Annotated in this window: 23 protein-coding genes; 19 read left to right on the top strand and 4 right to left on the bottom strand. The window is 67.0% G+C overall.

The genetic code is table 11. The features are described from left to right. Nucleotides 1-54: 54 nt before the first annotated feature. Together rpmA and rplU are read right to left on the bottom strand one after the other, a co-directional pair. Nucleotides 55-339 (bottom strand): 50S ribosomal protein L27, encoded by a 285-nt coding sequence (rpmA, locus tag Q0044_RS05730; RefSeq protein ID WP_298160619.1) that lies wholly within the window; start codon nucleotides 337-339, stop codon nucleotides 55-57. Between the two features lie 56 nt (nucleotides 340-395). Beyond that, entirely contained in the window at nucleotides 396-959 is a 564-nt protein-coding gene (gene rplU / locus Q0044_RS05725; protein WP_298160617.1) for a 50S ribosomal protein L21, read from the bottom strand. Between the two features lie 203 nt (nucleotides 960-1,162). Between rplU and Q0044_RS05720 the strand changes: the two genes are divergently transcribed. From Q0044_RS05720 to Q0044_RS05635, 18 genes are all read left to right on the top strand, one after another. Continuing rightward, a complete protein-coding gene (locus tag Q0044_RS05720) occupies nucleotides 1,163-2,485 on the top strand; it encodes an SAM-dependent methyltransferase (protein WP_298160616.1) in 1,323 nt (440 codons plus the stop codon). Between the two features lie 128 nt (nucleotides 2,486-2,613). Further along, nucleotides 2,614-4,203, top strand: coding sequence for a hypothetical protein (locus Q0044_RS05715; protein ID WP_298160614.1), 1,590 nt, complete (start codon nucleotides 2,614-2,616; stop codon nucleotides 4,201-4,203). Nucleotides 4,204-4,226: 23 nt separating this feature from the next. Next, nucleotides 4,227-4,886: a hypothetical protein gene (locus Q0044_RS05710; RefSeq protein ID WP_298160613.1), complete on the top strand. Its 660-nt coding sequence runs from the start codon at nucleotides 4,227-4,229 to the stop codon at nucleotides 4,884-4,886. A gap of 9 nt (nucleotides 4,887-4,895) precedes the next feature. Then, the gene (locus Q0044_RS05705; RefSeq protein WP_298160605.1) at nucleotides 4,896-5,873 is read left to right on the top strand and encodes a cation diffusion facilitator family transporter; all 978 of its coding nucleotides are present in this window, start codon (nucleotides 4,896-4,898) and stop codon (nucleotides 5,871-5,873) included. A 61-nt stretch (nucleotides 5,874-5,934) separates the two neighbouring features. Then, nucleotides 5,935-7,083 (top strand): CobW family GTP-binding protein, encoded by a 1,149-nt coding sequence (locus Q0044_RS05700; protein WP_298160604.1) that lies wholly within the window; start codon nucleotides 5,935-5,937, stop codon nucleotides 7,081-7,083. A 31-nt stretch (nucleotides 7,084-7,114) separates the two neighbouring features. Beyond that, nucleotides 7,115-7,375, top strand: a complete 261-nt coding sequence (locus Q0044_RS05695) for a hypothetical protein (RefSeq protein ID WP_298160601.1) — start codon at nucleotides 7,115-7,117, stop codon at nucleotides 7,373-7,375. Beyond that, the gene (locus Q0044_RS05690) at nucleotides 7,359-7,760 is read left to right on the top strand and encodes a type II toxin-antitoxin system VapC family toxin (RefSeq protein ID WP_298160599.1); all 402 of its coding nucleotides are present in this window, start codon (nucleotides 7,359-7,361) and stop codon (nucleotides 7,758-7,760) included. Before Q0044_RS05695 ends, Q0044_RS05690 begins: the two co-directional genes overlap by 17 nt. 5 nt (nucleotides 7,761-7,765) lie before the next feature. Further along, complete coding sequence (locus Q0044_RS05685; RefSeq protein WP_298160597.1) at nucleotides 7,766-8,734, top strand: WD40 repeat domain-containing protein; 969 nt, start codon at nucleotides 7,766-7,768, stop codon at nucleotides 8,732-8,734. Between the two features lie 54 nt (nucleotides 8,735-8,788). Next, nucleotides 8,789-8,914 carry a hypothetical protein gene (locus Q0044_RS05680; RefSeq protein ID WP_298160595.1) on the top strand — a complete coding sequence of 42 codons (126 nt, stop codon included), beginning with the start codon at nucleotides 8,789-8,791 and terminating at the stop codon, nucleotides 8,912-8,914. Nucleotides 8,915-8,968: 54 nt separating this feature from the next. Then, nucleotides 8,969-9,664, top strand: a complete 696-nt coding sequence (gene mtgA, locus Q0044_RS05675; RefSeq protein WP_298160594.1) for a monofunctional biosynthetic peptidoglycan transglycosylase — start codon at nucleotides 8,969-8,971, stop codon at nucleotides 9,662-9,664. A 101-nt stretch (nucleotides 9,665-9,765) separates the two neighbouring features. Continuing rightward, entirely contained in the window at nucleotides 9,766-11,448 is a 1,683-nt protein-coding gene (locus Q0044_RS05670; protein ID WP_298160592.1) for a TadE/TadG family type IV pilus assembly protein, read from the top strand. Further along, nucleotides 11,445-11,654 (top strand): flagellar hook protein FlgE, encoded by a 210-nt coding sequence (locus tag Q0044_RS05665; protein WP_298160590.1) that lies wholly within the window; start codon nucleotides 11,445-11,447, stop codon nucleotides 11,652-11,654. Before Q0044_RS05670 ends, Q0044_RS05665 begins: the two co-directional genes overlap by 4 nt. A 105-nt stretch (nucleotides 11,655-11,759) precedes the next feature. Beyond that, nucleotides 11,760-12,248: a VOC family protein gene (locus tag Q0044_RS05660; RefSeq protein ID WP_298160588.1), complete on the top strand. Its 489-nt coding sequence runs from the start codon at nucleotides 11,760-11,762 to the stop codon at nucleotides 12,246-12,248. Nucleotides 12,249-12,360: 112 nt separating this feature from the next. Beyond that, nucleotides 12,361-12,708, top strand: a complete 348-nt coding sequence (locus tag Q0044_RS05655; protein ID WP_298160586.1) for a DUF1428 domain-containing protein — start codon at nucleotides 12,361-12,363, stop codon at nucleotides 12,706-12,708. A 118-nt stretch (nucleotides 12,709-12,826) separates the two neighbouring features. Continuing rightward, entirely contained in the window at nucleotides 12,827-13,780 is a 954-nt protein-coding gene (locus tag Q0044_RS05650) for a GAF domain-containing protein (protein ID WP_524536150.1), read from the top strand. A 160-nt stretch (nucleotides 13,781-13,940) separates the two neighbouring features. Further along, on the top strand, nucleotides 13,941-15,458 hold the full coding sequence (gene exaC, locus Q0044_RS05645) for an acetaldehyde dehydrogenase ExaC (protein ID WP_298160582.1): 1,518 nt from the start codon (nucleotides 13,941-13,943) through the stop codon (nucleotides 15,456-15,458). A gap of 366 nt (nucleotides 15,459-15,824) precedes the next feature. Further along, entirely contained in the window at nucleotides 15,825-19,184 is a 3,360-nt protein-coding gene (locus Q0044_RS05640; RefSeq protein WP_298160581.1) for a TonB-dependent receptor domain-containing protein, read from the top strand. 152 nt (nucleotides 19,185-19,336) lie between these two features. Continuing rightward, nucleotides 19,337-22,936 (top strand): class I SAM-dependent DNA methyltransferase, encoded by a 3,600-nt coding sequence (locus Q0044_RS05635; protein ID WP_298160580.1) that lies wholly within the window; start codon nucleotides 19,337-19,339, stop codon nucleotides 22,934-22,936. A 289-nt stretch (nucleotides 22,937-23,225) separates the two neighbouring features. Here the strand turns inward: Q0044_RS05635 and Q0044_RS05630 are convergent, their stop codons facing one another. Next, a complete protein-coding gene (locus Q0044_RS05630) occupies nucleotides 23,226-23,909 on the bottom strand; it encodes a hypothetical protein (protein WP_298160577.1) in 684 nt (227 codons plus the stop codon). A gap of 207 nt (nucleotides 23,910-24,116) precedes the next feature. On the opposite strand from Q0044_RS05630, the gene Q0044_RS05625 reads away from it, so the two are divergent. Continuing rightward, nucleotides 24,117-24,470, top strand: coding sequence for an endonuclease domain-containing protein (locus Q0044_RS05625; protein ID WP_298160576.1), 354 nt, complete (start codon nucleotides 24,117-24,119; stop codon nucleotides 24,468-24,470). Between the two features lie 89 nt (nucleotides 24,471-24,559). On the opposite strand, the gene Q0044_RS05620 is transcribed toward Q0044_RS05625, so the two are convergent. Beyond that, on the bottom strand, nucleotides 24,560-25,157 hold a 598-nt coding region (locus Q0044_RS05620; protein ID WP_298160574.1), incomplete at its 5' end, for a sigma-70 family RNA polymerase sigma factor.

Genomic DNA, 25,157 nt, shown 5'->3' with positions numbered 1-25,157 from the left:
GGTCCGGATCGGCTGCTTTTTCAGGAGCAACGCGATCCGAAATCCGGTGTCGCGTTACTCGGCGGCGAGGGCCATCTGGTCGTCATTCGCCGGAATGATCGACACGTAACAACGGCCGTTGGCTTTCTTGGTGAACTTCACGGCGCCGTGCTCGGTGGCGAACAGGGTGTGGTCGCGGCCCAGGCCGACGTTGTCGCCCGGGTGGAAGGTGGTGCCGCGCTGGCGCACGAGGATGTTGCCGGCCAGAACGTTCTCGCCGCCGAACTTCTTCACGCCGAGGCGCTTGGAGTGAGAGTCGCGACCGTTACGCGACGAACCACCGGATTTCTTGTGAGCCATCTGAACTCTCTCTTCGTTGCGCTAGCGGCCGTAGGACCTGCTGGCGCGCGTCTTGTTTAGGCTTCGTCGGTCGAAGCGGCGGTTTCGGTCTTGGCGGCGGCCTTCTTGGCCGGAGCCTTCGCAGGCTTGGCCGAAGCTTCCACCACGCCGGCTTCGACCTTGGCCGAGGACTTGGAGCCCTGGGCGACGACCGTCTCGGTCGAACCGAGGTCCGAGGTCGCGGCGCGCTTGGCCAGGCCACGGGCGCGCAGGTTGATCTCGGCCTTGGTCATCAGGTCGATCTTGCCGTCCCACTTGGCGGTCTCGCCGGCGCCGTCGATGCCGGTGATGCGCAGGACCGATTCCATCTGGCGATGGCCGTTGGTACGGCGATAGCCCTGACGGCGGGTCTTCTTGAAGATCTTGATCTTCTCGCCCTTGCGGGTCTCGATCAGGGTCGCGCCGACGAAGGCGCCGTCGATCAGCGGTGCGCCGAGGGTCACGCCCTTGTCGCCGCCCAGCATCAGGACGCTGTCGAACTTCAGTTCCTGGCCGGCATCGCCATCGAGCTTCTCGACGACGATCGTGTCGCCCGGTTGAACCCGGTACTGCTTGCCGCCGGTCTTGATCACCGCGTACATGTTGGAGCCTCAGCGTAACGCAAAAAAGGATGCGCCCGCCGGGTAGACCCCGCGGGCGAAGAGCGGCGACATATACGGAGGGCGGGTCCCGAGTCAACGCGAAAGGCGCCGAAAACGCCCTCGGGCGCTCAATTCGACGGCTGATCTAGCCCCGTTCTCACCCGCCGTGCAAAGACGAAGCCGCGCTACGAGGGACCCTTGCCATGACCCAGACGATCGACCGCCGGGTCACCGCCGCCCGCCGCATCGCCTCCCATATAGCCGGGCATCTGCAGGCCGACCTGTCGCTTGAGCTCTGGACCGGCGAGGTCATTCCCCTCGGCCCGAAGGCGCGCGACGACATCCGCATTGTGCTCTCCGACCCGTCCGCCGTCCGTCGTCTGGTGCTCAAGCCCGGCCTGATGACCCTGTTCGAGCTCTACGCCACCGGCGATATCCGCATCGAGGGCGGGTCGCCGCTGGAGGCCGCCGACCGCTGGGACCACGGCCGTGCCGTCCACCTGCCGCGCCGGGTCGACAAGGGTCTGATCGCGCGCGAACTGATTCCCTTCCTGATGGCCGGGTCGAAACGCAGCGTCGGCGACGCCGCCTACGACCCCACCGGAGAAGCCGGCCAGCGCCGGGACAAGTCCGCGCGCAAGGACAAAGACTTCATCTCCTTCCATTACGACGTGGGCAACGACTTCTACGGCCTCTTCCTGGATCCGGAGATGGTCTATTCCAGCGCCTCCTACGCCGACCCGGACCAGTCGCTGGAAGACGCCCAGACCCGCAAGCTGGACCTCATCTGCCGCAAGCTGCGCCTCAAGCCCGGCCAGAAGCTGCTCGACGTCGGTTGCGGCTGGGGCGGGCTCTCCTGCTGGGCCGCGCAGCATTATGGAGTCTCCGTCCACGGCGTGACCCTGTCGGAGGAACAGCTCGCCTTCGCCGAGGCCAAGGTCGCCCGCCTCGGCCTGCAGGACAGGATCACCCTGGAGCTCAAGGACTACCGCGACCTGATGATGCGCGACCATTTCGACGCCATCTCCCAGGTCGAGATGTTCGAACACGTCGGCTTCGCCAACCACGACCGCCACTTCCTCGAAATGCATCGGCTGCTGAAGCCGGGCGGCCTCTATTTCCACCAGGCCTCGACCCGGCGCGGCGGCCGCGATCCCGGCAACATCACCCCCCAGACCAATGCGACCCGCACCATTGGCCGCTTCATCTTCCCGGGCGGAGAGCTGGACACCATCGGCATGACCGTGACCAACCTCGGCCGCCTCGGTTTCGAGGTTCTGGACGTCGAGGACCTGCGCGAACATTTCCAGGCCACCACCGCCGAATGGTCCCGCCGCCTGATGGCCCGCCGCGACGAGGCCGTCGCCCTGGTCGGGGAGGAACGCACCCGCCTGTGGCTCATCTTCTTCGCCATGTGCGCCAAGGGCTTCGAGCGCGGCTCCATCCTCGTCTACCAGACGGTCGCCCAGCGCCGCCGCGCCGGCCCGAGCGGCCTGCCGCTGGACCGGGGCAGCCTGTATCGGTGAGGCCTCTTTCGTCATTCCGGGGCCCGGGCCGCGGAGCCGCAGAATGACGAAAGGGTAAGGAGTCCGCCCAGACCTCGCCACAACTCATCAGCCACAGTCCCGGTCGTGGAGCTTCGGGGGACCGCGCCATGCTGAAACCGTTCACAGTCGCCGCCGCGCTCGCCTTGGCGGTATTCACGACCGACGCGACCGCCCAGGACACGCCTGTCGCCCAGGCCGTCGCCTCGGACACCGATGCGGGTGTCACGGTTCGCTACACCCTGCCCCGCCCGGTCACTCGCGTCGCCTTCTCCGACCACGACACCATCCGCACCCTGTGGACCGTGACCACCCCGGGTCTGACCCTCGCCGACGGCGCGATCACCGGCGACAAGCCGTTCGACGCGTTCGAACTCCAGATCCGCCCTGACGCCGCCGAGGTCGATCGCATCTATATGGGCCTCAGCCTCGCCGGCGAGGGCCGCGTCGTCTACGGGCCCGGACTGAAGCTGGAGGGCGTTCCCACCACCCTGTCGTTCGAACTCGCGCCCGGAGAGGCCGCCCTGCCCGACGCCCGCGCCATCGACGGCTACGCCTATGTCGGGCCCGCCTCCGACATCGCGACCGACGCGGGCGGCACCGTCGTCACCGGCGCCAATGTCGACCCGGAACTGGTCCGGTCCCTGCGCCGCAGCCTGTTCGACTCCCTGGCCTTCTATGAGGCGCGGCTCGGCACCGGACTGCCATTCCATTCTGTCTTGATCGGCAGCATCGACAGCCCCGGCCCTCCCACCTTCCGGGGTGACGTCACCGACACGGGGGTCATCTCCGTCCGCTTCCGGGGCGACGCCTGGCGCCAGACGATCGAAGACGTGACTCCCTTTGTCTGGCACGAGACCTTCCACCTGTGGAACGGCCACAGCGTGGAATCCCGCGACGAGGACACGGCGCCCTGGCTGCACGAGGGCGGTGCCGACTATGCGGCCCTGATCGGCGCGGTCTCCACCGGAGCCATGGACGAGTCCGATGCCCGGGCGCGCATCACGCGGCGCCTGAACGGCTGCCGTCACACCCTCGGGGACCGCGATCTCGATCCCGCCCGTCTGCAGTCCGGCGACGGTCCCTACGACTGCGGCGTCCTGATCCAGTGGATCGCCGATCTTGAAGCCCGCAAGGCCGGAAGCGGCGACGTCTTCACCCTCTGGAAGGCCCTGCTTGACGCCGCTCGTCTCAGCCCGACCGGCTATGGCGTCAGCGATTTCCGCGCCCTGATCGGTCCGGACAGCGCCGTCGCGGTCCTGCTCGACGGCCCCGGCGCCACCCGCTGGGCGATGATCAAGACGCGCCTCACCAGCCTTGGCGTGACCCTCGACAACCGCCCCGATGATGAGGATCTGCGCGCCGCCGCCCTGATGCACGTCGCCGCTCGCAACTGCTCCGGTCCGCGGGGCTTCTACGACACCCCCGGCGCGCTGAAGCTGGATGGAGCCGACTGCGGGGTCCTGTCCGGCGAGCCGGTCATCGACACGGTCGAAGGTTATGATCCGCAACAGGCCAGCCGCGCCATGTTCGACGCCGTCCAGGCGCGCTGCGCCCGGAACCTGCCCGTCCGCTACGGCGCCCGCGACGGCCGGACGCTGGAAGCCGTCTGCGACCGGCCGCTGGCCGTCCCCGAGGTCTGGGCGATCGTCGAGACCCCCTCGATCGCAATCAGCGACGAAACCCCTCGACCGTTATAAAGTAACACGCTATAGCGGGGTCAATGTCGCCGCCCGATCTCGAACAGCCGGTCCTGTGGTCCCTTCTGGGGGGCGGATTCGCGGCGGCCTTTCTGCATGCGGCCCTGCCGACCCACTGGCTGCCCTTCGTCCTGGTCGGCCGCGCCCAGCGCTGGAGCCTGCCGCGCAGCCTTATGGCGGTCAGCGCCGCCGGTCTGGCCCATATCGCCACCACCGCCCTGGTCGGCTCACTGATCGTCGCCGCAGGCCTGGCCCTGGACGAACTGGTGGCGGGCCTGCTGCCCCACCTGTCCGCCGTCCTCCTGTTCGGCTTCGGCGGCTTCTACCTGATCAAGTCGGCCATCCGCCGCCCGGTCATGGCCGGAGGGCCCGCCCTCGATCTGGCCGAGCCCACGGTCGGCCATGCGACGGCCTTCTGGGGTCTGGTCGCCGTCATGGCCCTGTCGCCGGGCGAGGTGCTGCTGCCCATCTATATGTCTTCGGCCCAGGAAGGCGTCGGGGCCCTCGCCCTGCTGGTGCTCGTGTTCGCCGTCGGCACCATTCTCGGCATGGCCACCTTCACCACCCTGGCCCGCGCGGGCGCCTCGGTGCTCAGGCTGGAGCGATGGGCGCGCTACGAGGGCGCCATCCTCGGCCTCGCCCTGATCGCGATCGGCCTTCTCGTCGTGCTGCACCAGCACTAGGGTAGCCGGATGGCTTCCCACGACCACGCCCATCACGACCATGACCACAGTGGGCATAACCACCACGGTCACGACCATTCGCATGGCCACGGTCATTCCCACGGCCATCACGGTCACGCCCACGGGCCCGTCGACACCGGCGACTGGCGCTACCTCGTCGGCCTGATCGTCAACCTCGCCTTCGTCGCCTGCGAATTCGGGGCCGGCCTCTATTCCGGCTCGACCGCCCTTCTGGCCGACGCCGGGCACAATCTGTCCGATGTCCTCGGGCTCGCCATGGCCGGGGGCGCGGCCGTCCTCGCCCGTCGCGCGGCGGGCAAACAGCTGACCTACGGCTTCGGCAAGGCGACCATTCTCGCCGCCCTGGCCAACGCCCTCCTGCTCATCTTCGCCTGCGGGGCCATCGCCTTCGAGGCCCTCCAGCGCCTGGCCGACCCCGCCCCGGTCCAGTCGGGCGTCATCATGATCGTCGCCGGCATCGGCTTCGTCATCAACCTCGGCACGGCGCTGATGTTCATGCGCGACCAGCATTCGGACCTGAACGCGCGCGGCGCCTATCTGCACATGATGGCCGACGCCGGGGTGTCGATCGGCGTGGTTCTCTCGGGCGCGATCATCATGTTCACCGGCTGGTCGATCCTCGATCCCGTCGTGTCGATCGTGATCGTCGCCGTCATCCTGTGGGGCACCTGGGGCCTGCTGAAGGATTCGGTCGGCCTCGCCATGGACGCCGCCCCCGGCTCGGTCGATGTCACGGCGGTGCGGGAGGCCCTCGTCGCCCTGCCCGGAGTCCGCGCCGTCCACGACCTGCACGTCTGGAACCTGTCGACGACGACCACCGCCCTGACCGCCCACCTCGTCCACGACCGCGGCGACCCCCGCGCCCTGCTGGCCGAGGCCCAGACCCTGGCGAAGACGAGGTTCGCCATCGCCCACACGACGCTCCAGCTCGAGACCGACGTCATGCCGGACTGCCCGACCTGCTGACTTCCCTCTCCCGGCGGGAGAGGGACTTCCATTCCCGGACACCAGCCGCCATCTAGCGCCCATGACCGACACCACCGCCAGCGCCACCTCCGGCAAAATCCCCGTCACCGTCCTCACCGGCTATCTCGGCGCGGGCAAGACCACCCTGCTCAACCGCATCCTGACCGAGGACCACGGCAAGCGGTACGCCGTCATCGTCAACGAGTTCGGCGAGATCGGCATCGACAACGACCTCGTGGTCGGCGCCGACGAGGACGTGTTCGAGATGAACAACGGCTGTGTCTGCTGCACGGTGCGCGGCGACCTGATCCGCGTCGTCGCCGGCCTGATGAAGCGCCAGAAGCCGGGCGCCCCCGCCTTCGACGCCATCATCGTCGAGACCACGGGCCTCGCCGACCCCGGCCCAGTCGCCCAGACCTTCTTCGTCGACGAGGACGTCAAGGCCAAGACCACCCTCGACAGCGTCACCGCCCTGGTCGACGCCAAACACGTGATGGCCCGGCTCGACGACTCCAAGGAGGCCCGCGAACAGGTCGCCTTCGCCGACCGCATTATCCTCAACAAGACCGACCTGGTCGGCGAGGCCGAACTGGTCGCCGTCGAACAACGCCTGCGCAAGCTGAACCCGCTCGCCCCTATCACCCGCGCCGAACGGGCCAATGTGCCGCTCGACCAGGTCCTCGGCCTGCACGGTTTCGACCTCGAGCGGATCCTCGACATCAATCCGGAGTTCGCCAACCCCGCCCATGGCGAGGCCGGCCATGTCCACGATGAACACTGCGGCCACGACCACGATCATCATGAGCACGATCACGCCCGTCACGGGCACGACCATGCGGATGGACCGGACGGTTCGGACGGTTCGGACGGTGTTTCGACGTCCGGTCCCGGTCCGCGCGGGCACAATCATGCCGACGACATCAAGGGCATCTCCCTGTCGCTCGACCGCCCCATGAACGGCGTGAAATTCACCGCCTGGCTCGACAAGCTGCTGGGCGAGAAGGGCCAGGACATCCTGCGCGCCAAGGGCATCATCAATGTCGAGGGGGAGGACAGACGCCTCGTCTTCCAGGCCGTCCACATGATCCTGGAGGGCGACCTCCAGCGCGAGTGGGGCGCCGCCGAACGCCGCTGGTCCCGCGCCGTCTTCATCGGCCGCGACCTTGACGAGGCCGCGATCCGGGCGGGCTTCGAAAGCTGCGCGGCTTGAGGCGGGTCGTGCCGGGAGGTAGACTGGCCGGATGACGATGGTCGTTGTCGACGCGAATGGCGAAGTCACGCTCCGCAAGGCGCTTCTCGAGAGTGCAGGCGCTCGCGCGGGTGACACTCTCGAAGTCGAGGTGCGGGTCGTCTCGCCGTCGCAAGGCGATCGAAAGCCCATCGACTGGGACGCGATCAGCGGTCGTCTTAAAATTCCGCCTGGCACGCCGCCGCTTTCCATCGACGAGATGGACGCACTCATCGCCAAGGGATGGGCAGGCGAGCTTGACGATCGCGATTGACACCAATGTTCTGGTTCGCCTCTTCATAGACGACACGCCGGAACAGACAGCGCAGGCCCGCCAGGAAGTTGATCAGGCCGCCGAGGTGATCCTCAGCCTTCCAGCGCTTTGCGAACTCGTCTGGGTGCTCCGGGCCCACTACCGGGTCGATCGGGAGAGCATCGCCTATTTCGTCGAAGGCCTTCTCGATCAGCCTCGCTTCTCAATGGACCAGGCCTGCGTGCGAACAGGCCTGTCGCTTCTCCGGGCCGGCGCGGACTTCGCTGATGGCGTCATCGCTGAACAGGGTCGCCAGCTCGGCGCCGACATCTTCGTTTCTTTCGACCGCCGCGCCATAACCCGATTGAAAAAGCTCGGTCTGAACGCCCGCGCGCCAACAGACTGAGCCCCATGCCCACCTTCACCTTCGACGCCCAGGTCACCTCGGCCCATTTCGAATCCTCCGGCGCGGTCTTCGCCCTCGGAGACGGCTCCGTGCGGTTCGAAGACCGGACCTTCGACGCTGTCCATGACGGCGCGATCCTGTGCGCCGTGGTCCACCCTTCCGGCGACGGCCTGGTCACCGGCGGCGACGACGGCCGGGTCATCTGGAGCCGAAAGGGCGAGGCGGGCGTCCTCGCCACCTCAAAGGGGGGGCAGTGGATCGATTCCATCGACGCCTCGTCAGAGACGAAGCTGATCGCCTTCTCGGCGGGCAAGACCCTGTCGGTGATCGATGCGACCGACGCAGGCTTCCGCCGCGACTTCGTCCATGAGCGCACCGTCTCCGGCGTCGCCTTCGATCCCAAGGGCCGTCGCATCGCGGCCTCGACCTATGGCGGGGCCTGGCTCTGGTACGCCCGGATCGCCGACCAGAAGCCGACCAAACTGGGCTGGGCCGGGTCGCACACCGGCGTCGCCTTCTCGCCCGACGGCGCCTTCGTGGTCACCATGATGCAGGACGCCCAGCTTCACGGTTGGCGGCTGAAGGACGCCAAAAACATGCGGATGGGCGGCTATCCGTCCAAGATCCGCTCGGTCGCCTTCATGGCCAAAGGCCGGCTGCTGGCCACCTCCGGGGCCCAGGGCGCGGTCCTCTGGCCGTTCGACGGCGCCAACGGCCCGATGGGGCGCGAGGCCTCGGAGATCGGCTTCGACGACACCACCCTCGTCAACCTCGTCGCCGCCTCGAACCCCCACGGCCGCCTCGCCGCGGGCCTGGCCGACGGCCGCGTCTGGGTCGCCGATCCGGCTGGCCATGGCCTCAACTTCATCAAGGCCGAGAAGGGCGCCCCGATCGTCGCCCTGGCCCTGAGCCCCGATGCGACCCGCGTGGCCTGGGCCGACGAGGACGGAAACGCCGGCGTCCACGACCTCTGAACCTCGACACTCCGCGCCGACGCACCCTATCGTCGTCGCGAACGGGGGGTCCTGATGCCGGGTCGACGGGGAGGCGAGACGCCGAGACTGGCCTTCGGCTGCATGGCCGTCGGCATTCTGGTCCTGCTCGCCCTCGGCGCCTTCGCCGTCATCTTCCTTTGGGACGTCAACGCGAAATAGGCCTGCCCTTGCATGGCCACGCTTCCCGGCCAAAACTCCGGCCCGGGAGGGATCATGACGGACACACAGCCCCGGCGTCGCAGGCGCCGACCGATCCTGACCGCCCTCATGGTGCTCGCCGCCCTGCCGGTCGGCGGGGTCCTGATCCACGCGGTCGCCCCCCCGCCCCTGACCATCCTGATGGCGCGCGAATTCCTGGCCGGCCACGGGCTCGACTATCGCTGGCGCTCGCTGGACCGGATCTCGCCAAACCTTGTCGTCGCCGCCATCGCCGCCGAGGACGCCCGCTTCTGCAGCCACAGCGGCTTCGACCTGGAGGCCATCGAAAAGGCCCTGCAGAACAACGAGCGCGGGCGAAAGATCCGTGGCGGCTCCACCATCTCGCAGCAGACCGCCAAGAACGTCTTCCTCTGGCCCGGCCGCGACTGGATCCGCAAAGGCCTTGAGGCCGGCTACACCCTGATGATCGAGACGGTCTGGTCCAAGCGCCGGATCATGGAGGTCTATCTGAACGTCGCCGAGATGGGGCCGGGAGTCTTCGGCGCGGAAGCCGCCGCCCAGCACTGGTTCGGCAAGTCCGCCGCCGACCTGACCCCGCGCGAGGCGGCCCGGATCGCCGCCATCCTGCCCAGCCCGCGCCGCTACAACGCCGGCGCTCCCGGTCCCTATGTCCGCAGGCGCGCTGCCGGCGTCCAGGCCAACGCCCGCGTCGTGCGCAACGAAGGCCTGGCGGCCTGCGTCCTCCGCTGATGAGGATTAACCCTCCCTCTGCGACTAAGCCTTAACCGTCACGCGCTAGACGAGGTCGATTGCGGTCCTTCGTCCGGGACCGCCGCGCGCACGGGTGGGCCATGACGATCGAGAACCGGAGGAACCGTCGACTGCGGGACGTCGCACGCCGTTTCGCCTCCGACACGCGCGGCAACATCGCCATGATCTCGGCCTTCGTGATCCCGGTGCTGTTGCTCATCACTTTCGGCGGCATCGACATCCACCGCGCCTCGACCGTGAAGGCCAACCTTCAGGACGCCCTCGACGCCGCCACCCTGGCCGCCGCCCGGTCGCCCTACACCGGCAATACCGACATCACCCGCGTGGGCCTGGCCTCGCTCCGCGCCAACCTTGCGCCCTATAGCGACATCACCCTGCTGACCGCCCAGACGACCTTCGCTCTGGACACCAGCACCGGCGCCGTGGTCGGCGACGCCAAGGTCAATGTCACGGCCCTCGTCGCCAACATCATCCTGCCGATGGTGGGTCGCGGCACGGGCGACCAGATCCCCGTCGGCGCCCGTTCCGAGGTGCTACGCTCCAACAACCGGGTCGAGGTCGCCCTGGTGCTCGACAACACCGGCTCCATGTCGGGGGCGAAACTGACCAACACCAAGGCCGCCGCGATCGACCTGATCGACCGTCTGGAGGCGGCCGACAGCCGGTCGATCGAACCGGACGCGATCAAGATCTCGCTGGTCCCGTTCTCCCAGACGGTGCGGATCTCCGCCGGCGGCTCGAACACCGTGCCCAGCTATATGTCCAATGCCACGACCCACACGGGCGGCGGCGCCTGGAACGCCTCATCGAACCCGACCAGCCTGTTCAGCGCGGCGCGCGGGCGTTTCACCCTGTTCGGCGACATCGGCGCCACCTGGGGCGGCTGCGTCGAGTCCCGGCCGGCGCCGTACGACATCCGCGACGACGGGCCCTCGGGCTCCACCCAGACCCGCTTGTTCGTGCCCTATTTCGCTCCGGACCAGCCGGACGAAGGCGACTATCCGAACGACTGGACCTGGGTGAACTACGCCGACGAGGGCAACGACTATCTCGAGGACGCCCGCAACGGGAACAACAGCACCTTCGCCAGCACGACAGCCCGCGAGAACGAGTGGGGTTTGCGCCTGCGCAACCGCACCAAATACGCGTCGGCCTACAAGCGATCGGGATCGTACAGTACGTCCTGGGGTCCGAACCGCGGCTGCAATCTTCAACCCCTGATCCGGCTCACCGACGACTATGACGCCCTGCGCACAGCGGTGAACAACATGATCGCCAGCGGCAACACCAACGTCCCCCTGGGCACGATGTGGGGCTGGCACACCCTGTCGCCCAACGCCCCGTTCGGCGACGGCCGGGCCTATGGCACCGAGCGGCTGACCAAGATCATCATCATCATGACCGATGGGGAGAACGTCATGAGCGACGCCAGCAACCCCAACCGCGGGACCTACAGCGGCATGGGCTACATCTATCAGAACCGCCTCGGCATCACCTCCGGCAGCGACTCCCAGCGCCGCACCGCCATGGACAACCGCTTCGACCATCCGACCGCGGGCGTCGAGGACATGTGCGGCAACATGAAGGATCAGGACATCGAGGTGTACACCGTCGCCGTCCAGGTCGACGGCACGGCCCAGACCCTGCTGCGCCGCTGCGCCACCGACGACGACCACTATTTCCCGGTCGACAATGCAGGGGGCATCGGCGCAGCCTTCGACCGTATCGCCGGGGCTATCGAGAACCTCAGGATCTCGCGGTGATCGCCTCCGCGATCGCCGCCGGAGGTCTGGCCTCGGCCACGGCCCGGTTCGAACAGAGCGCCCTGAGAACGTCGAACGCCCCGCTCGACAATCTCGAGGCCGAGATGGTCGAACGGATCGAGGCCAAGGCCTCCGTCTCGGCCAATCTCGCCGTACTCAGGACCGCCGACGACATGGCCGGCGCCCTTCTGGACATCCTCGCCTAGGTTCGTTCGGCGAACTCGAATCCTCCGGCCGCATTCGCTACAGTGGCCCCGTCCTCAATTCGGGAGGCTCCGCGAGCCGACCAGAGGGCCAAAAAGGAGGATCCGGTGCCTGACAAGATTACCCCCTGCATCTGGTACGACCTCGGACAGGCCCGCGCGGCCGCAGAGTTCTATGTCTCCCTCGGCCTGCCCGACAGTCACATCGACGCCCGTCATGACAGCCCAGTCGACAACCCGTCTTCGAAGGCGGGCGAGGAACTGACGGTGGCATTTACCCTCGCCGGCCGGAGCTTCCTTGGCCTTAACGGCGGCCCCCGGTTCCCCCAGACCGAGGCCGTCTCGTTCCAGATCTACACCGACGACCAGGCCGAAACCGACCGACTGTGGAACGCCATCGTCGGCGCCGGCGGCCAGGAAAGCCAGTGCGGCTGGTGCAAGGACCGCTGGGGCGTCAGCTGGCAGATCACCCCGAAGCGGCTGATGCAATTCTACGACGAGAGCCCCGCCCGCGCGAAGGCCGCTTTCGCCGCCATGATGGCGATGCGCAAGATCGACATCGCCGCCCTCGAGGCCGCCGCCGAAGCGGCCTGCTGACGCCTTCTTGCAAGACGCCCGACTGAGCCCCCCTCTACCCACCGGCCCTCAAGTCGCGAGGCTCCGCGAGCCGAGCATAGGGCCACCAGCCCCCCTCTGAAGGAGAACCAGAATGCCCTACGTCACCGGCTTCCTGATCCCAGTCCCTGCTGCGAACAAGGACCGCTACATCAAGTCCGCCGAGATGAGCTGGCCCCTGTTCAAGGAGTTCGGCGCCCTCGAACATGTCGAGACCTGGGGCGACAACGTCCCCACCGGAGAGACCACCAGCTTCCCTATGGCCGTAAAGCTGGAAGACGGTGAGGCGGTCGTCTTCTCCTGGCTCAAATGGCCGGACAAGGCGACCGCAGACGCCGCCTGGCAGAAGATGATGGAAGACCCTCGCTTCGAGGGCATGGACATGCCCTTCGACGGCAAGCGCATGATGTGGGGCGGCTTCCAGCCCATCTTCGAGAGCTGACGCCCCGCGGGCGGCGAGGCTGGGCGGATCACCCGCCTTCGCAGGAAAAAGACCGCTCCGCTTTACACCGGGCTCGATCGGGCCTTTGCTGCGGGCAGATCGAAGCCACGGAGCAGACGTGGACTCAAGGGCGGACGCAGACCACCCGGACCGGATCCGGCAGGCGCTCGACGACGGGGCCGGACCCGCACGGTCTGCGATTGCCGCCTCGTGGCGCCGGTCCATGACTGTCCACGGCCTCGCGCCCGAGGATCGCGGCCGCGCCCGCACCGTCACCGCCGAACGCCTGCGTGAGGCCCGGGAGGCGATGGAACCTCTGACCCTCGCGGCGCAGCCCGTGCTCGACCGCCTGTTCCTCGCCGTCGGCGACACCGGCTGCTGCGTCCTTCTGACCGACGCCGAGGGCATTGCGGTGGACCGTCGCGGAGCGCCCGTAGACGACGACACCTTCCACCTCTGGGGCCTTTGGCCAGGCGCCGACTGGTCCGAAGCCGCCGAGGGCACCAACGGCATCGGCACGGCCCTGGCCGAACATCGCCCGGTCACCATCCACCGCGACCAGCATTTCCATACGCGGAACACCGGCCTCAGCTGCACCACCCATCCGATCCACGACCACCTCGGGCGACTGGCCGGAGCGCTCGACGTCTCCTCCGCCCGCGCCGACGCCACGGCGATCATGCTCGGCTTGATCTCCAACGCAGTCGGCGACGCCGCCCGCGCCATCGAGACGCAAGCCTTCCGTCAGGCCTTCGCCGATGCCCGCATCGTGCTGGCGGGAGACGGCGCCGACCGCTCGGCCGCCCTCCTGGCCGTCGACCGCGATGATCTGGTGATCGGCGCCACTCGCGCCGCCCGTCAGGCGCTCAAGATCACCGACGCCCGCATCGCCGCTCAGCTGCCCGCCTCAGACCTGCTTGGCCGCGCCGCCGAAGCCGACCTCCTGGAAGCCGAACGCGGCGCCGTCCGCCGCGCCCTGGCCCGCGCCGGCGGCAACGTCTCCGCGGCCGCCCGCGCGCTCGGCGTCAGCCGCGCGACCCTGCACCGGAAGCTGAACCGGCTGGGTCTGTAAAAGCCTTCCCCCCAAGGGGAGAAGGAAGATGTGTCGCATCCCTGCGACACATGTGCGCCGCACCATCGCGAGCCTGTCTTCCCCCATCCCCGGCCAGGGTCCCTTCTGTCGCCAACGACGACGCCACCAACCGGCGCGCCTGGAAACAAAGGAGCCCTCCATGACCAAGCCCGAATTCGCCCGTGCCGTGACGCCGAAGTTCAAGCCGCGCTACGAGAACTTCATCGGCGGCGAGTGGATCGCCCCTGTCGGCGGCCGCTATTTCGAGAACACGTCCCCGGTGAACGGCCGCGTCCTGTGCGAGGTCGCCCAATCCGACGCCGCCGACGTCGAACTGGCCCTGGACGCCGCCCACAAGGCGAAAGCCGCCTGGGGCCGCACCAGCGTCACCGAACGCGCCATCATGCTCAATCGCATCGCCGACCGCATGGAGCAGAACCTCCAGGCCATCGCCGAGGCCGAGACCTGGGAGAACGGCAAGCCGGTGCGCGAGACCCTCGCCGCCGACATCCCTCTGGCCATCGATCACTTCCGCTATTTTGCGGGCTGTATCCGCGCCCAGGAAGGCGGGATCTCACAGCTCGACAACGACACCGTCGCCTATCACTTCCACGAACCCCTGGGCGTGGTGGGCCAGATCATTCCCTGGAACTTCCCCATCCTGATGGCCGCCTGGAAGCTGGCCCCCGCCCTCGCGGCCGGCAACTGCATCGTGCTCAAGCCCGCCGAACAGACGCCCGCCTCCATCCTGCTGGTCATCGAACTGATCCAGGATCTGATCCCCGCCGGCGTCCTCAACGTCGTCTCGGGCACGGGCAAGGCCGTCGGCGAGCCGCTGGCCACCAATCCGCGCATCGCCAAGATCGCCTTCACCGGCTCGACCGCCGTGGGTCAGAAGATCATGGAATATGCGACGCAGAACATCATCCCGGTCACCCTTGAGCTCGGCGGCAAGTCGCCCAACATCTTCTTCAAGGACGTGATGGATCACGACGACGCCTTCCTCGACAAGGCGCTCGAAGGCTTCGCCATGTTCGCCCTGAACCAGGGCGAGGTCTGCACCTGCCCCTCGCGCGCCCTGATCCACGAGGACATCTATGACGCCTTCATGGAGAAGGCGATCAAGCGGGTCGAGGCCATCGTCGCCGGCGATCCGCTCGACCCGAACACCATGGTCGGCGCCCAGGCCTCGGACGTGCAGCTGAAGAAGATCCTCTCCTATCTCGACATCGGCCGCGCCGAGGGCGCCGAGGTCCTGACCGGCGGCGATCAGCCCGAACTCTCCGGCGACCTGGCCGGCGGCTATTACGTCAAACCGACCATCTTCAAGGGGACCAACGACATGAGGGTCTTCCAGGAGGAGATCTTCGGTCCGGTCCTGTCGGTCACCACCTTCCGCACCTTCGAGGAAGCGATCGAGATCGCCAACGACACCGAATACGGCCTCGGCGCCGGCGTCTGGACCCGTGACATGAACACCGCCTACCGCGCCGGTCGCGGCATCGAGGCCGGCCGCGTCTGGACCAACTGCTACCACCACTATCCGGCCCACGCGGCTTTCGGCGGCTACAAGAAGTCCGGCATCGGCCGCGAGAACCACCGCATGATGCTGGACCACTATCAGCAGACCAAGAACCTGCTGGTCAGCTACAGCCCCGACAAGCTCGGCTTCTTCTGAGGCGCGAGGCCCCGCCGGGAACGTCCGGCAGTTCCCCCCAAACTCCGGAGGCGGCGTCTCGCACGAGACGCCGCCTTTTCTTCGTGACCCCTGACGCCATTCCCGGTCCAAAGCAGCGGTCGATATAACAAAGTAATCTAAAAATATTCGTCTCGATTTCTCGATACTGGATTTGGTTCCATAAATATCGGTGATTTATTCTGAGAGCCGCCGTGTGTCCGAATTGAGATATATTCGCCCACTTTCGTGTAAATTGTTACAGCAACGCTTGACGTTGTCACCACATTCGTCCGTTTGTGGCCGCTTCCAGGCTGTTTCCGGGCATATGCGGATGGCCGACTGTTCTCAGGATCATCAATGTTCGTTATGCGTAAGTATCTGCTGGCGTCGACCATTCTCGTCGGCAGCCTGGGTTTCGCCCTGCCGACCTTCGCCCAGGACGCGCAACTTCCCCCCGCCGCCGGAACCCAGGCCCCGGCCGTTGACGACACGCGGGTCGCCGACATCGACGTCAACCAGGACGAGGCGACCGAGGTCGACGAAATCGTCGTGACCGGTTCGCGCATTCGTCGCGACCCCACCAACGCCCCGACCCCGCTGATCCAGGTCACGCGCGAGCAGCTGCTGACCACGGGACAGTCGACGGTGATCGACTATCTCGCCACCATCCCGGCCCTGTCGAACTCCCAGGTGCCGTCCGACACCACGGGCGTCCTCGGCATCGGTGGCCTGTCCTTCGCCAACCTCCGCTCGCTCGGCGCCGGCCGGACCCTGACGCTGGTGGACGGTCGTCGCCATGTCGGGTCTGCCGGCGGCTCCCTGTCGGTGGACGTCGACACCATCCCGCGCCTGCTGATCCAGGACATCGAGATCGTCACGGGCGGCGCCTCGTCGATCTACGGCGCCGACGCCGTTTCGGGCGTGCTCAACTTCGTCCTGCGCAAGGATTTCGAAGGGCTCGAGATCGACGCCAACTACGGCCAGATCAACCAGGACGGCGAGGCCAGCCAGCGCATTTCGGCTCTGCTGGGCCACAACTTCCTCGACGATCGTCTGAACCTCTACGCCTTCGCCGAGTACGAGACGCTGGACGCCGTCAACTCGCTGGACATCGACTGGCTGCGGGAGTCGCGCGGCCTGATCGGCGTCGACGCCGACCCGGCGGCCACGCGGTATGACGGCGTCACCGACACCCGCCTGTTTTCCAACTATGTCACGCTCCAGCGTCCGCGCTGGGGGCAGACGACCCTGGCCAACAACCAGCAGGCCAGCGCCCTCAACGATCCCGACGTCCCGTACGCCAACTGCGGCCTGACGCTCTCGGGCCTGACGGCGGCGGCCTGCTATTCGGTCGAGCCGGGTCGCACCTATGTCTTCGACGGCACGACCGCGCGACTCGCCAACTTCGGCGAGCGTATCGGCGCGACGGGCGCCAACCGGCCGAACAACATCGGCGGCGACGGCGACAACCCCGCGACCTTCAGCACCATCACCCGCGTACCCCAGTCGGAATCGCAGCGTTACCAGGTCGGCGCCAACTTCCAGCTGACCAGCGACATCTCCGCCTTCGCGGAAGCCAAATACGTGACCGAGGACACCGAGTTCTCGTCCCAGCCCGACTTCTACGACTTCATCATCCGCAACGGCGTGGTCGGGACCAATGAGGTCCAGCCAGCCTATGGCTTCAACGTCTACGGCATCAACCTCGGGGACAACGCCTACCTGCCGGCCAACCTGCGGTCCGCGATCCTGGCCAACCGCATCACCACCTATGCACCGCCCAGCTCGACCGACCGTAACGCCCCCAGCGTCGCGACCGGCAGCGTCGCCGCGCCCTACGCGCGTCACACCCTGTTCGGCGAGGATCGCAACCAGATCAGCACCCGCGAACTGCAGCGCTACGTCGTCGGCCTCCAGGGCAGCTACGACCAGTTCAGCTTCGTCAGGAACATCGACTGGAGCCTGTCCTACACCTACGGCCAGGTCGACGTCGAAGAGACCGAGACCGGCACCGACGCCCTGCGCGTCCTGCTGGCCTCCGACGCCATCGTCGACACCAACGGCGTGCTCGGCGCCCGCGGCGCGATCGTCTGCCGCTCGCGCGTCATCGCCGCCCAGGGCGGGGTCGTCGACGACTATCTGATCGGCAACAACGACCTGCGCGACTCGGCCGTCGGCGCCGCCGCCGTGGCCCAGTGCCAGCCGCTGAACGTCTTCGGCGTCGGCAACCAGAGCCAGGCCGCGCGCGACTATATCAACGCCGAGATCACCTACACCGAGCGCAACGAACAGGAAGACTTCATCGGGTCGGTCGCCGGCCAGCTGTGGGACTTCTGGGGCGCCGGTGCGATCGGCGTGGCCCTGGGTTATGAGCACCGCCGCGAATACACCGAAGCCGTCGGTCGCGACGCCTCGACCGCCGGCCGCGTCCTGTTCCTGAACGGCGGCCCGGACTTCCCGGCCGCGGAGTACCAGAGCGACGAATTCTTCGCCGAGGCCTCCCTGCCCCTGTTCCGCGACACCTGGCTGGGCGAGTACGCCGAGCTCAGCGGCTCCTACCGCTCGTTCGACTACACCACCGCCGGCAAGGGCGACGTCTACGGCGTCAACCTGGTCTATCGTCCGATCGAGGACATCACCTTCAAGACCAGCTTCAACACCTCGTTCCGCGCGCCGGACCTGGGCGAGAACTTCTCCCCCCTGGGCGAGACCTTCGCCAACGGCTTCGCCGACCCCTGCGCCACGGCCAACATCATCGTCCAGAACGCGGACATCCGCGCCAACCGGGTGGCGAACTGCACGGCCCTGGCCGCGCAACAGGGCCGCACCTTCGACTTCAACGGCGCGACGCCCACCAACACGGATGACTTCAACCCGCAGTACGACGGCGGCGGCGTGTCCGGCGTCACCGGCGGCAACCCCTTCCTGACGCCGGAAGAGTCGGAGTCCTTCACCGTCTCGGCCGTGCTCCAGCCGCGCTTCATCCCGAACTTCACCCTGGTGCTCGACTACTACGAGATCGAGATCAACCAGGTGATCGCCTTCATCTCGGCCCAGACCGCCGCCAACAACTGCGTCAGCGGCCCGGGCCTGAACAGCGCCGCCTGCGCGGTCATCTTCCGCAACAACCCGGCCGTTCCGTTCGGCCTGGGCGCGCCGGCGAACGACCCGATCGGCGGCTTCATCGAGGGCGCCGGCAACTACGCCGCCCTGACCACCCGCGGTCTCGATTTCACGGCCCGCTACGGCTACGACTTCGACGAGATGATGGGCCGCGCCTGGGGTCGTCTCGACTATTCGATCGGCGGCTCCTGGCTGATCGAACAGGAGAACTTCCTGGATCCGGCGGTTCCGACCAACTTCACCAGCGACCGGGGCAATCTGTTCTACCCCAACGTCCGCTTCACCTCGTCCCTGACCTACACGCCCAACGAGACCTGGAGCGTCAACTGGACCGCGGACTGGCAGTCGGCCAACAACATCCAGCGCAACCGCGACTTCGTGCTGAACGCCGACAACCGCGAGACCGAATACAACGACACCGGCAACTTCGTCCGCAACGACTTCACCGCCCGCTACAAGGTGCGTGAAGACCTCTCGGTGCGGGTCGGCGTCGTCAACGCCTTCGATGCGGAACAGAGCCCGGCCCTGGCCCAGACCCTCTATTCCAACTTCGACCCCTACGGCCGCCGCTTCTTCATCGGCCTCAACTACCGACCGTTCTGACTGGCCCCACCGGACTGAACGACGCGGTGTAACTGACAGGGGCGGCTCGCATGAGCCGCCCCTTTTTTTGGGGGGTGGAACAGGCCGACGCTGACCCGCCTTCCCAGAGCGCCCGCGCAACCCTAAGGTCATCCCAAGGGGAAACGCCGCACGTGGATATCGAGACCTTCATCCAGCGCTGGAGTCAGGCGCGCGGCGGCGCCGAGCGCGCCAACTACCAGATGTTCCTGTCCGAACTCTGCGAGGCGCTCGACCTCCCGCGTCCCGACCCCGCCTCCGACGATACCCGCACCAACGACTATGTCTTCGAACGGGGCGTCAAACGCCGCGAGTCCGAGGGCACGGCCTCCACCCTGCGGATCGACCTCTACAAGAAGGGGGCCTTCATTCTGGAGGCCAAACAGTCGCGCGCCGCCCACCGTGACGACGGCCAGCAGGCCCTGTTTAAGGCCGACGAGGCCGCCTCCACCGCCGCCTCCGAGGGCAAGTGGGACGTGCTGATGCGCAACGCCCGCAAACAGGCCGAGGACTATGTCTTCCGCCTGCCCGCCGACCATCCAGCCCCGCCCTTCATCATCGTCTGCGACGTCGGCTATGTGTTCGAGGTCTATGCCGACTTCTCCGGCTCCGGCCGCGCCTATTCCCACTTCCCCGACCGCAAGGGCTTCCGCATCCGGCTGGAGGACCTGCGCGATCCGGACGTCGTCAAACGGCTCACCGCCATCTGGACGGAGCCGCAGTCGCTGGACCCGACGCGGGAGGCCGCCCGCGTCACGCGCCAGATCGCCGAACGCCTGGCTGAGGTCTCCAAACGTCTGGAGGCCAAACATCCGCCCGAAGAGGTCGCCCATTTCCTGATGCGCTGCATCTTCACGATGTTCGCGGAGGACACCGACCTCCTGCCCCGGGGCCGGTTCACCGCCCTGCTGCAGGAACAGCTGGACCACCCCGACAGCTTCGCACCCATGCTCCAGGCCCTGTGGCGCAGCATGGACGCGCCCGACTACGACAACCGCTTCTATGCCGGCTTCGGCCTGCACCTGAAGCATTTCAACGGCAGCCTGTTCAAGGAGGCCAAGGCCTTCCCCATGGGCCGCGAAGAGATCGGCGAACTTCTGGCGGCCGCCCGGCACGACTGGCGCTATGTCGAGCCCGCCATCTTCGGCACCCTGGTCGAACAGGCGTTGGAGCCGGGCGAACGGCGCAAGCTGGGCGCCCACTACACCCCCCGCTCCTATGTCGAACGCCTCGTCGAGGTCACGGTCATGGAGCCCCTGCGCGCCGACTGGAACACGGCCCTGGTCAAGGCTGCCGACGCCCGCGAACGCAACGAACCGAAAGAGGCGGTGGAAGCCGTGCGCGCCTTCCATCACCAGCTCTGCACCACCCGCGTCCTCGACCCCGCCTGCGGCACCGGCAACTTCCTCTATGTGTCGCTGGAGCTGATGAAACGGCTGGAGGGCGAGGTGCTGGAGGCCCTGGCCGAACTCGGCGAGACCGAGGGGATCGGTTTCGAGACCGTCGACCCGCACCAGTTCCTCGGCATCGAGCTGAACGTCCGCGCCGCCGCCATCGCCGAACTGGTGCTGTGGATCGGCTATCTGCAACAGCATTACCGCAACCGCTCCGAACACCCGGCCGAACCCATCCTCAAGGCCTTCGGCAACATCCAGCAGAAGGACGCCGTCCTGACCTGGGACGGCTATCCCGAGCTTCAGTTCGAGATGCGGGACGGCGTCGCGGTCCAGGTCTATCCGAACGCCCGGCGGCCGGACTGGCCGGTTGCGGAGTTCATCGTCGGGAACCCGCCGTTCATCGGTGGCAAGGACCTGCGCTCCCGCATGATGCCCGGCTATGCCGAGGCCTTGTGGAAAGTGCACAAGAACATGAACGAGAGCGCCGACTTCGTCATGTACTGGTGGGATCGGGCGGCCGAACTCCTGACCCGCAAGAAGACGCCGCTTCTCCGTTTCGGCTTCGTGACGACCAATTCGATCAGTCAGGTGTTCCAGCGCCGGGTGATGGAGCGCCACTTGAACGCCAAGGCACCGGTCTCGATCATCTTCGCGGTACCGGACCATCCGTGGACCAAGGCTACCAAGGATAGCGCGGCGGTGCGGATTGGAATGACCGTGGCACGGGCGGGGTCGCATGACGGCGAGGTACGAGAGATTGTCGCTGAGGCGGCTCTCGATACGGATGATCCGAGGATAGAAATGAAGGCTCGCGAGGGCCGGATCAACTCGGACCTTACGGTGGGTGTCGATCTAGCAAAGGCCGGTAAGCTCCTAGCCAACGCGGGCTTAGCCTCCCGAGGCGTGGTGCTTCACGGTGCTGGCTTCATCATTTTGCCCAATGAAGCGGAGCACTTGGGTCTCGGACTTCGCCCTGGCTTGGAGCGTCACATCCGAGATTATCGGAACGGTCGCGACCTCACCGCTGCTCCACGTGGAGTGATGGTTATCGACCTGTTCGGCCTCTCAGCGGAGATCGTTCGCCGTGATTTCCCTGAGGTTTATCAGCATGTATTAGAACACGTGAAGCCAGAGCGGGATCAGAATCCACGAGCCTATAGGCGAGAAAACTGGTGGCTCTTCGGAGAAAATGTTCCCGAGGCACGTAAGGCTTTAAGCGGAGTGCCGCGTTACATCGCAACGGTCGAGACCGCAAAGCACCGCATCTTTCAGTATCTCGACCAGTCCATTCTGCCAGACAACAAGCTAATCGCCATTGCGGCCAGCACCGGCGAAGCGCTCTCAGTTCTCAGCTCCCGAGCGCACCTCGTCTGGGCGAGCGCAACCGGCGGATTGTTGGAAGATCGGCCGGTCTATGTGAAGCAGCAATCCTTCGACCCCTTCCCCTTCCCCGACCCTTCCGAGGTCATCCGCGCCACCCTCCGCGACCTCGGCGAGGAGCTCGACGCCACGCGCAAGACGGTTCAGGCCGAACATCCCGACCTGACCCTGACCGGCCTCTACAATGTGCTGGAGAAGGTCCGCGCCGGAACGCCGCTCGATGCGAAGGACGAGGACGTCAAGGGTCGCGGCCGGGTGTTGATCCTCAAGGACCTGCACGACCAGATCGACCGGGCAACGATGCAGGCCTACGGCTGGGACGACCTGATCCCCCTGCTTTCACCCTCCCTTTCGTCATCCTCCGGCGCAGCGCAGCGGAGACCGGGGGGCGCAGCGGCGCGCGAGAGCGCGAACCTGTCACACACGCCGGATTCTGACACCTCACGTGAACAGATCGCCTTCGGCGCCTCCCCCGGTCCGAGCTTCGCTCGGCCGAAGGATGACGAAGCGTCCCCCGGTCGCTTCGCGCCGGAGGATGACGAAAGCAAAAAGCTCGACGAAATCATCCTCGAACGCCTCGTCGCCCTGAACGCCGAGCGCGCGGCCGAAGAGGCCGCCGGTCACGTCCGCTGGCTGCGCCCCGACTACCAGATCCCGCGCTTCGCCAAGGGCGCCGCCGCACCGAAGTCGGGCGAACTGGACCTTCAGGACACGGTCGTCGCCCTCGACAAGGGCCTGCCCGCCTTCCCGAAGGACAAGGGCGAACAGGTCATGGCCATCCGCGCCGTCCTCGTCGCCTCCGGCCGCCCCATGGACGCCGCCGCCGTCTCCCGCGCCTTCAAGCGCGGCGGCAAGGGCATCGAACAACGCGTGGTCCAGGCCCTCAACACCCTCGTCCGCTACGCCGAGATCACCCCCCTGCCCAACGGGACCTTCGCCGCCAGGCGCGCGGCATAGTCCCCCTCTCCCGGCGGGAGAGGGCTTGAGCGCACGACGGCTCGCCGTCGTTCTTGCGCGAAAGGGTGAGGGGCTGGCGGATCAGTCGGCGTCAGCCGTTTCGGGGCGATCGTGCGCAACTTCGAGCGCCAGCCCCTCACCCTTTCGGCTGGCGCATCGCTTCGCTCTGCGAGCCTCAAGCCCTCTCCCGCCGGGAGAGGGGTCTCGTGCGACTGTGTGGCGGAGACAAGGGGTCGGCGGCCATTCGATTCCGCTCATATCGATCTCGCCGCGAAGCGCGCGGCCTGACCTACCAGCTTCGCTGCGGCCGGATATCCAGCGGCTTCAGCGTCCCGTCTTCCTCCCAGTACGATGCCGCCCAGCCCCCGCTGACACCCTGTTCGAAATCGTGTCGGGCGATCTCCGGGCCCAGGTTGGCGGCGCGCCAGTGATAGGCCGCATGGCCGAAGGCGCAGGTGATGCCGTAGCCGGTGTCGCCCAGCATGGCCTCGGCGTTCTTCACCGCCATCTCGAGCGAATGTCTCTGCAAGGCCCTGTAGTCGAAGTGATCGGCCTCCGGCTCCTCGTCATGGGGCGCCGCCGTGGCCTCCAGCGTCTGCGCCAGTCCCTGAACCGCCTTCAGCAGGCTGAGCGCCTCGGCGCCCCTCCCGGCGGCGATCAGGGCCGCGGCATGGCGGATGCCGGCCTCGCTCGCCTCTTCCGGGTCGATGTCGATCGGCGCTTCGGCCGGCGCGGGGAGTACCGGATCCGCGCGACCCGCCAGCCGGATGTCGTCATCCGCCTCTTCGGTCTCCGCCCGGGCCATCATCGCCTTGCGGGTCCAGCCCTCGGCATTGGCCCGATATCTGAGATTGCCGAGGCCGACGTCGAACCGCCGCGCGACCGAGGCCGCCGGTTCGCCGGCCAGATAGGCCGCCCTGACCCTGGCCCACACCGCCGGGGACCGCTGTTTGATCTCGCGTCGCTCTGTCATGTGCGCATCATGGACCGCCGGTACGCCAGAATCGGTCGGAGCCGCTGGCGATTTTGGTCAGGTTGCCGTTCGGGGTTGGTCGATTTGGTGATGAAGCGCCGCGGGACGCTGTACTTGCGCTGTACCTGAACGAACATCGGTCCGGGAGGCTTCGCCCTTCTCCCCTTGTGGGAGAAGGTGGCTCGCGAAGCGAGACGGATGAGGGGTATGGCGGACCAGACACGACGTCTGCGGGCAGGCATGACCTTCGCGGAAACGGCGATGTGGAGGCTGCTGCGCGACCGGCGGTTCGAAGGCCTGAAATTTCGCCGTCAGACCCGGATCGGGCCGTGGATCGCGGACTTCTGCTGTTACGAGCTCAAGCTGGTGATCGAACTGGATGGCGGAATTCACCGGCTGCGCGAGGCGCGGGACCGGCTGCGGGACGCCGATCTGAACCGCCGGGGCTTCGTGGTTCTGAGGTTCGGAAACGAGGCAGTCCTGACCAACCCCAACATCGTGTTCGACGCCGTCCGCCGGCATGCGGACCGACCACCCCCTCATCCGTCAGGCTCCGCCTGACACCTTCTCCCACGAGGGGAGAAGGAAGATGCAAAAAGGGCCGCCCCCTTGCGGGAGCGGCCCTCTGTTTTCGTTGGCGCCGTTGCGCCTCAGCTGTCCAGGAAGCTCCGCAGCTTCCGCGACCGGCTCGGGTGCTTCAGCTTGCGCAGGGCCTTGGCCTCGATCTGGCGGATGCGTTCGCGGGTGACCGAGAACTGCTGGCCGACCTCTTCCAGGGTGTGGTCGGTGTTCATGCCGATGCCGAAACGCATGCGCAGGACCCTTTCCTCGCGCGGGGTCAACGACGCGAGCACCCGCGTCGTTGTTTCGCGAAGATTGCTCTGGATGGCCGCGTCGATGGGCAGGATGGCGTTCTTGTCCTCGATGAAGTCGCCCAGGTGCGAGTCTTCCTCGTCGCCGATGGGCGTCTCGAGGCTGATCGGCTCCTTGGCGATCTTCAGGACCTTGCGGACCTTCTCCAGCGGCATGGCCAGTTTCTCGGCCAATTCTTCCGGGGTCGGTTCGCGGCCGATCTCGTGCAGCATCTGGCGGCTGGTGCGGACGATCTTGTTGATCGTCTCGATCATGTGGACCGGGATGCGGATGGTCCGCGCCTGGTCGGCGATCGAGCGGGTGATGGCCTGACGGATCCACCAGGTGGCGTAGGTCGAGAACTTGTAGCCGCGGCGGTATTCGAACTTGTCGACC

Source organism: Brevundimonas sp. (assembly GCF_027484365.1).
GTDB lineage: Bacteria > Pseudomonadota > Alphaproteobacteria > Caulobacterales > Caulobacteraceae > Brevundimonas.
Note: the sequence above shows the minus strand (reverse complement) of the source record. Positions and strands in the feature narration are given on the sequence as shown.

Coding starts and splice junctions, on each gene's coding strand:
- rpmA (WP_298160619.1), bottom strand. CDS start 339: ATGGCTCACAAGAAATCCGGTGGTTCGTCGCGTAACGGTCGCGACTCT.
- rplU (WP_298160617.1), bottom strand. CDS start 959: ATGTACGCGGTGATCAAGACCGGCGGCAAGCAGTACCGGGTTCAACCG.
- Q0044_RS05720 (WP_298160616.1), top strand. CDS start 1,163: ATGACCCAGACGATCGACCGCCGGGTCACCGCCGCCCGCCGCATCGCC.
- Q0044_RS05715 (WP_298160614.1), top strand. CDS start 2,614: ATGCTGAAACCGTTCACAGTCGCCGCCGCGCTCGCCTTGGCGGTATTC.
- Q0044_RS05710 (WP_298160613.1), top strand. CDS start 4,227: ATGTCGCCGCCCGATCTCGAACAGCCGGTCCTGTGGTCCCTTCTGGGG.
- Q0044_RS05705 (WP_298160605.1), top strand. CDS start 4,896: ATGGCTTCCCACGACCACGCCCATCACGACCATGACCACAGTGGGCAT.
- Q0044_RS05700 (WP_298160604.1), top strand. CDS start 5,935: ATGACCGACACCACCGCCAGCGCCACCTCCGGCAAAATCCCCGTCACC.
- Q0044_RS05695 (WP_298160601.1), top strand. CDS start 7,115: ATGACGATGGTCGTTGTCGACGCGAATGGCGAAGTCACGCTCCGCAAG.
- Q0044_RS05685 (WP_298160597.1), top strand. CDS start 7,766: ATGCCCACCTTCACCTTCGACGCCCAGGTCACCTCGGCCCATTTCGAA.
- Q0044_RS05680 (WP_298160595.1), top strand. CDS start 8,789: ATGCCGGGTCGACGGGGAGGCGAGACGCCGAGACTGGCCTTCGGCTGC.
- mtgA (WP_298160594.1), top strand. CDS start 8,969: ATGACGGACACACAGCCCCGGCGTCGCAGGCGCCGACCGATCCTGACC.
- Q0044_RS05670 (WP_298160592.1), top strand. CDS start 9,766: ATGACGATCGAGAACCGGAGGAACCGTCGACTGCGGGACGTCGCACGC.
- Q0044_RS05655 (WP_298160586.1), top strand. CDS start 12,361: ATGCCCTACGTCACCGGCTTCCTGATCCCAGTCCCTGCTGCGAACAAG.
- exaC (WP_298160582.1), top strand. CDS start 13,941: ATGACCAAGCCCGAATTCGCCCGTGCCGTGACGCCGAAGTTCAAGCCG.
- Q0044_RS05640 (WP_298160581.1), top strand. CDS start 15,825: ATGCGTAAGTATCTGCTGGCGTCGACCATTCTCGTCGGCAGCCTGGGT.
- Q0044_RS05630 (WP_298160577.1), bottom strand. CDS start 23,909: ATGACAGAGCGACGCGAGATCAAACAGCGGTCCCCGGCGGTGTGGGCC.
- Q0044_RS05625 (WP_298160576.1), top strand. CDS start 24,117: ATGGCGGACCAGACACGACGTCTGCGGGCAGGCATGACCTTCGCGGAA.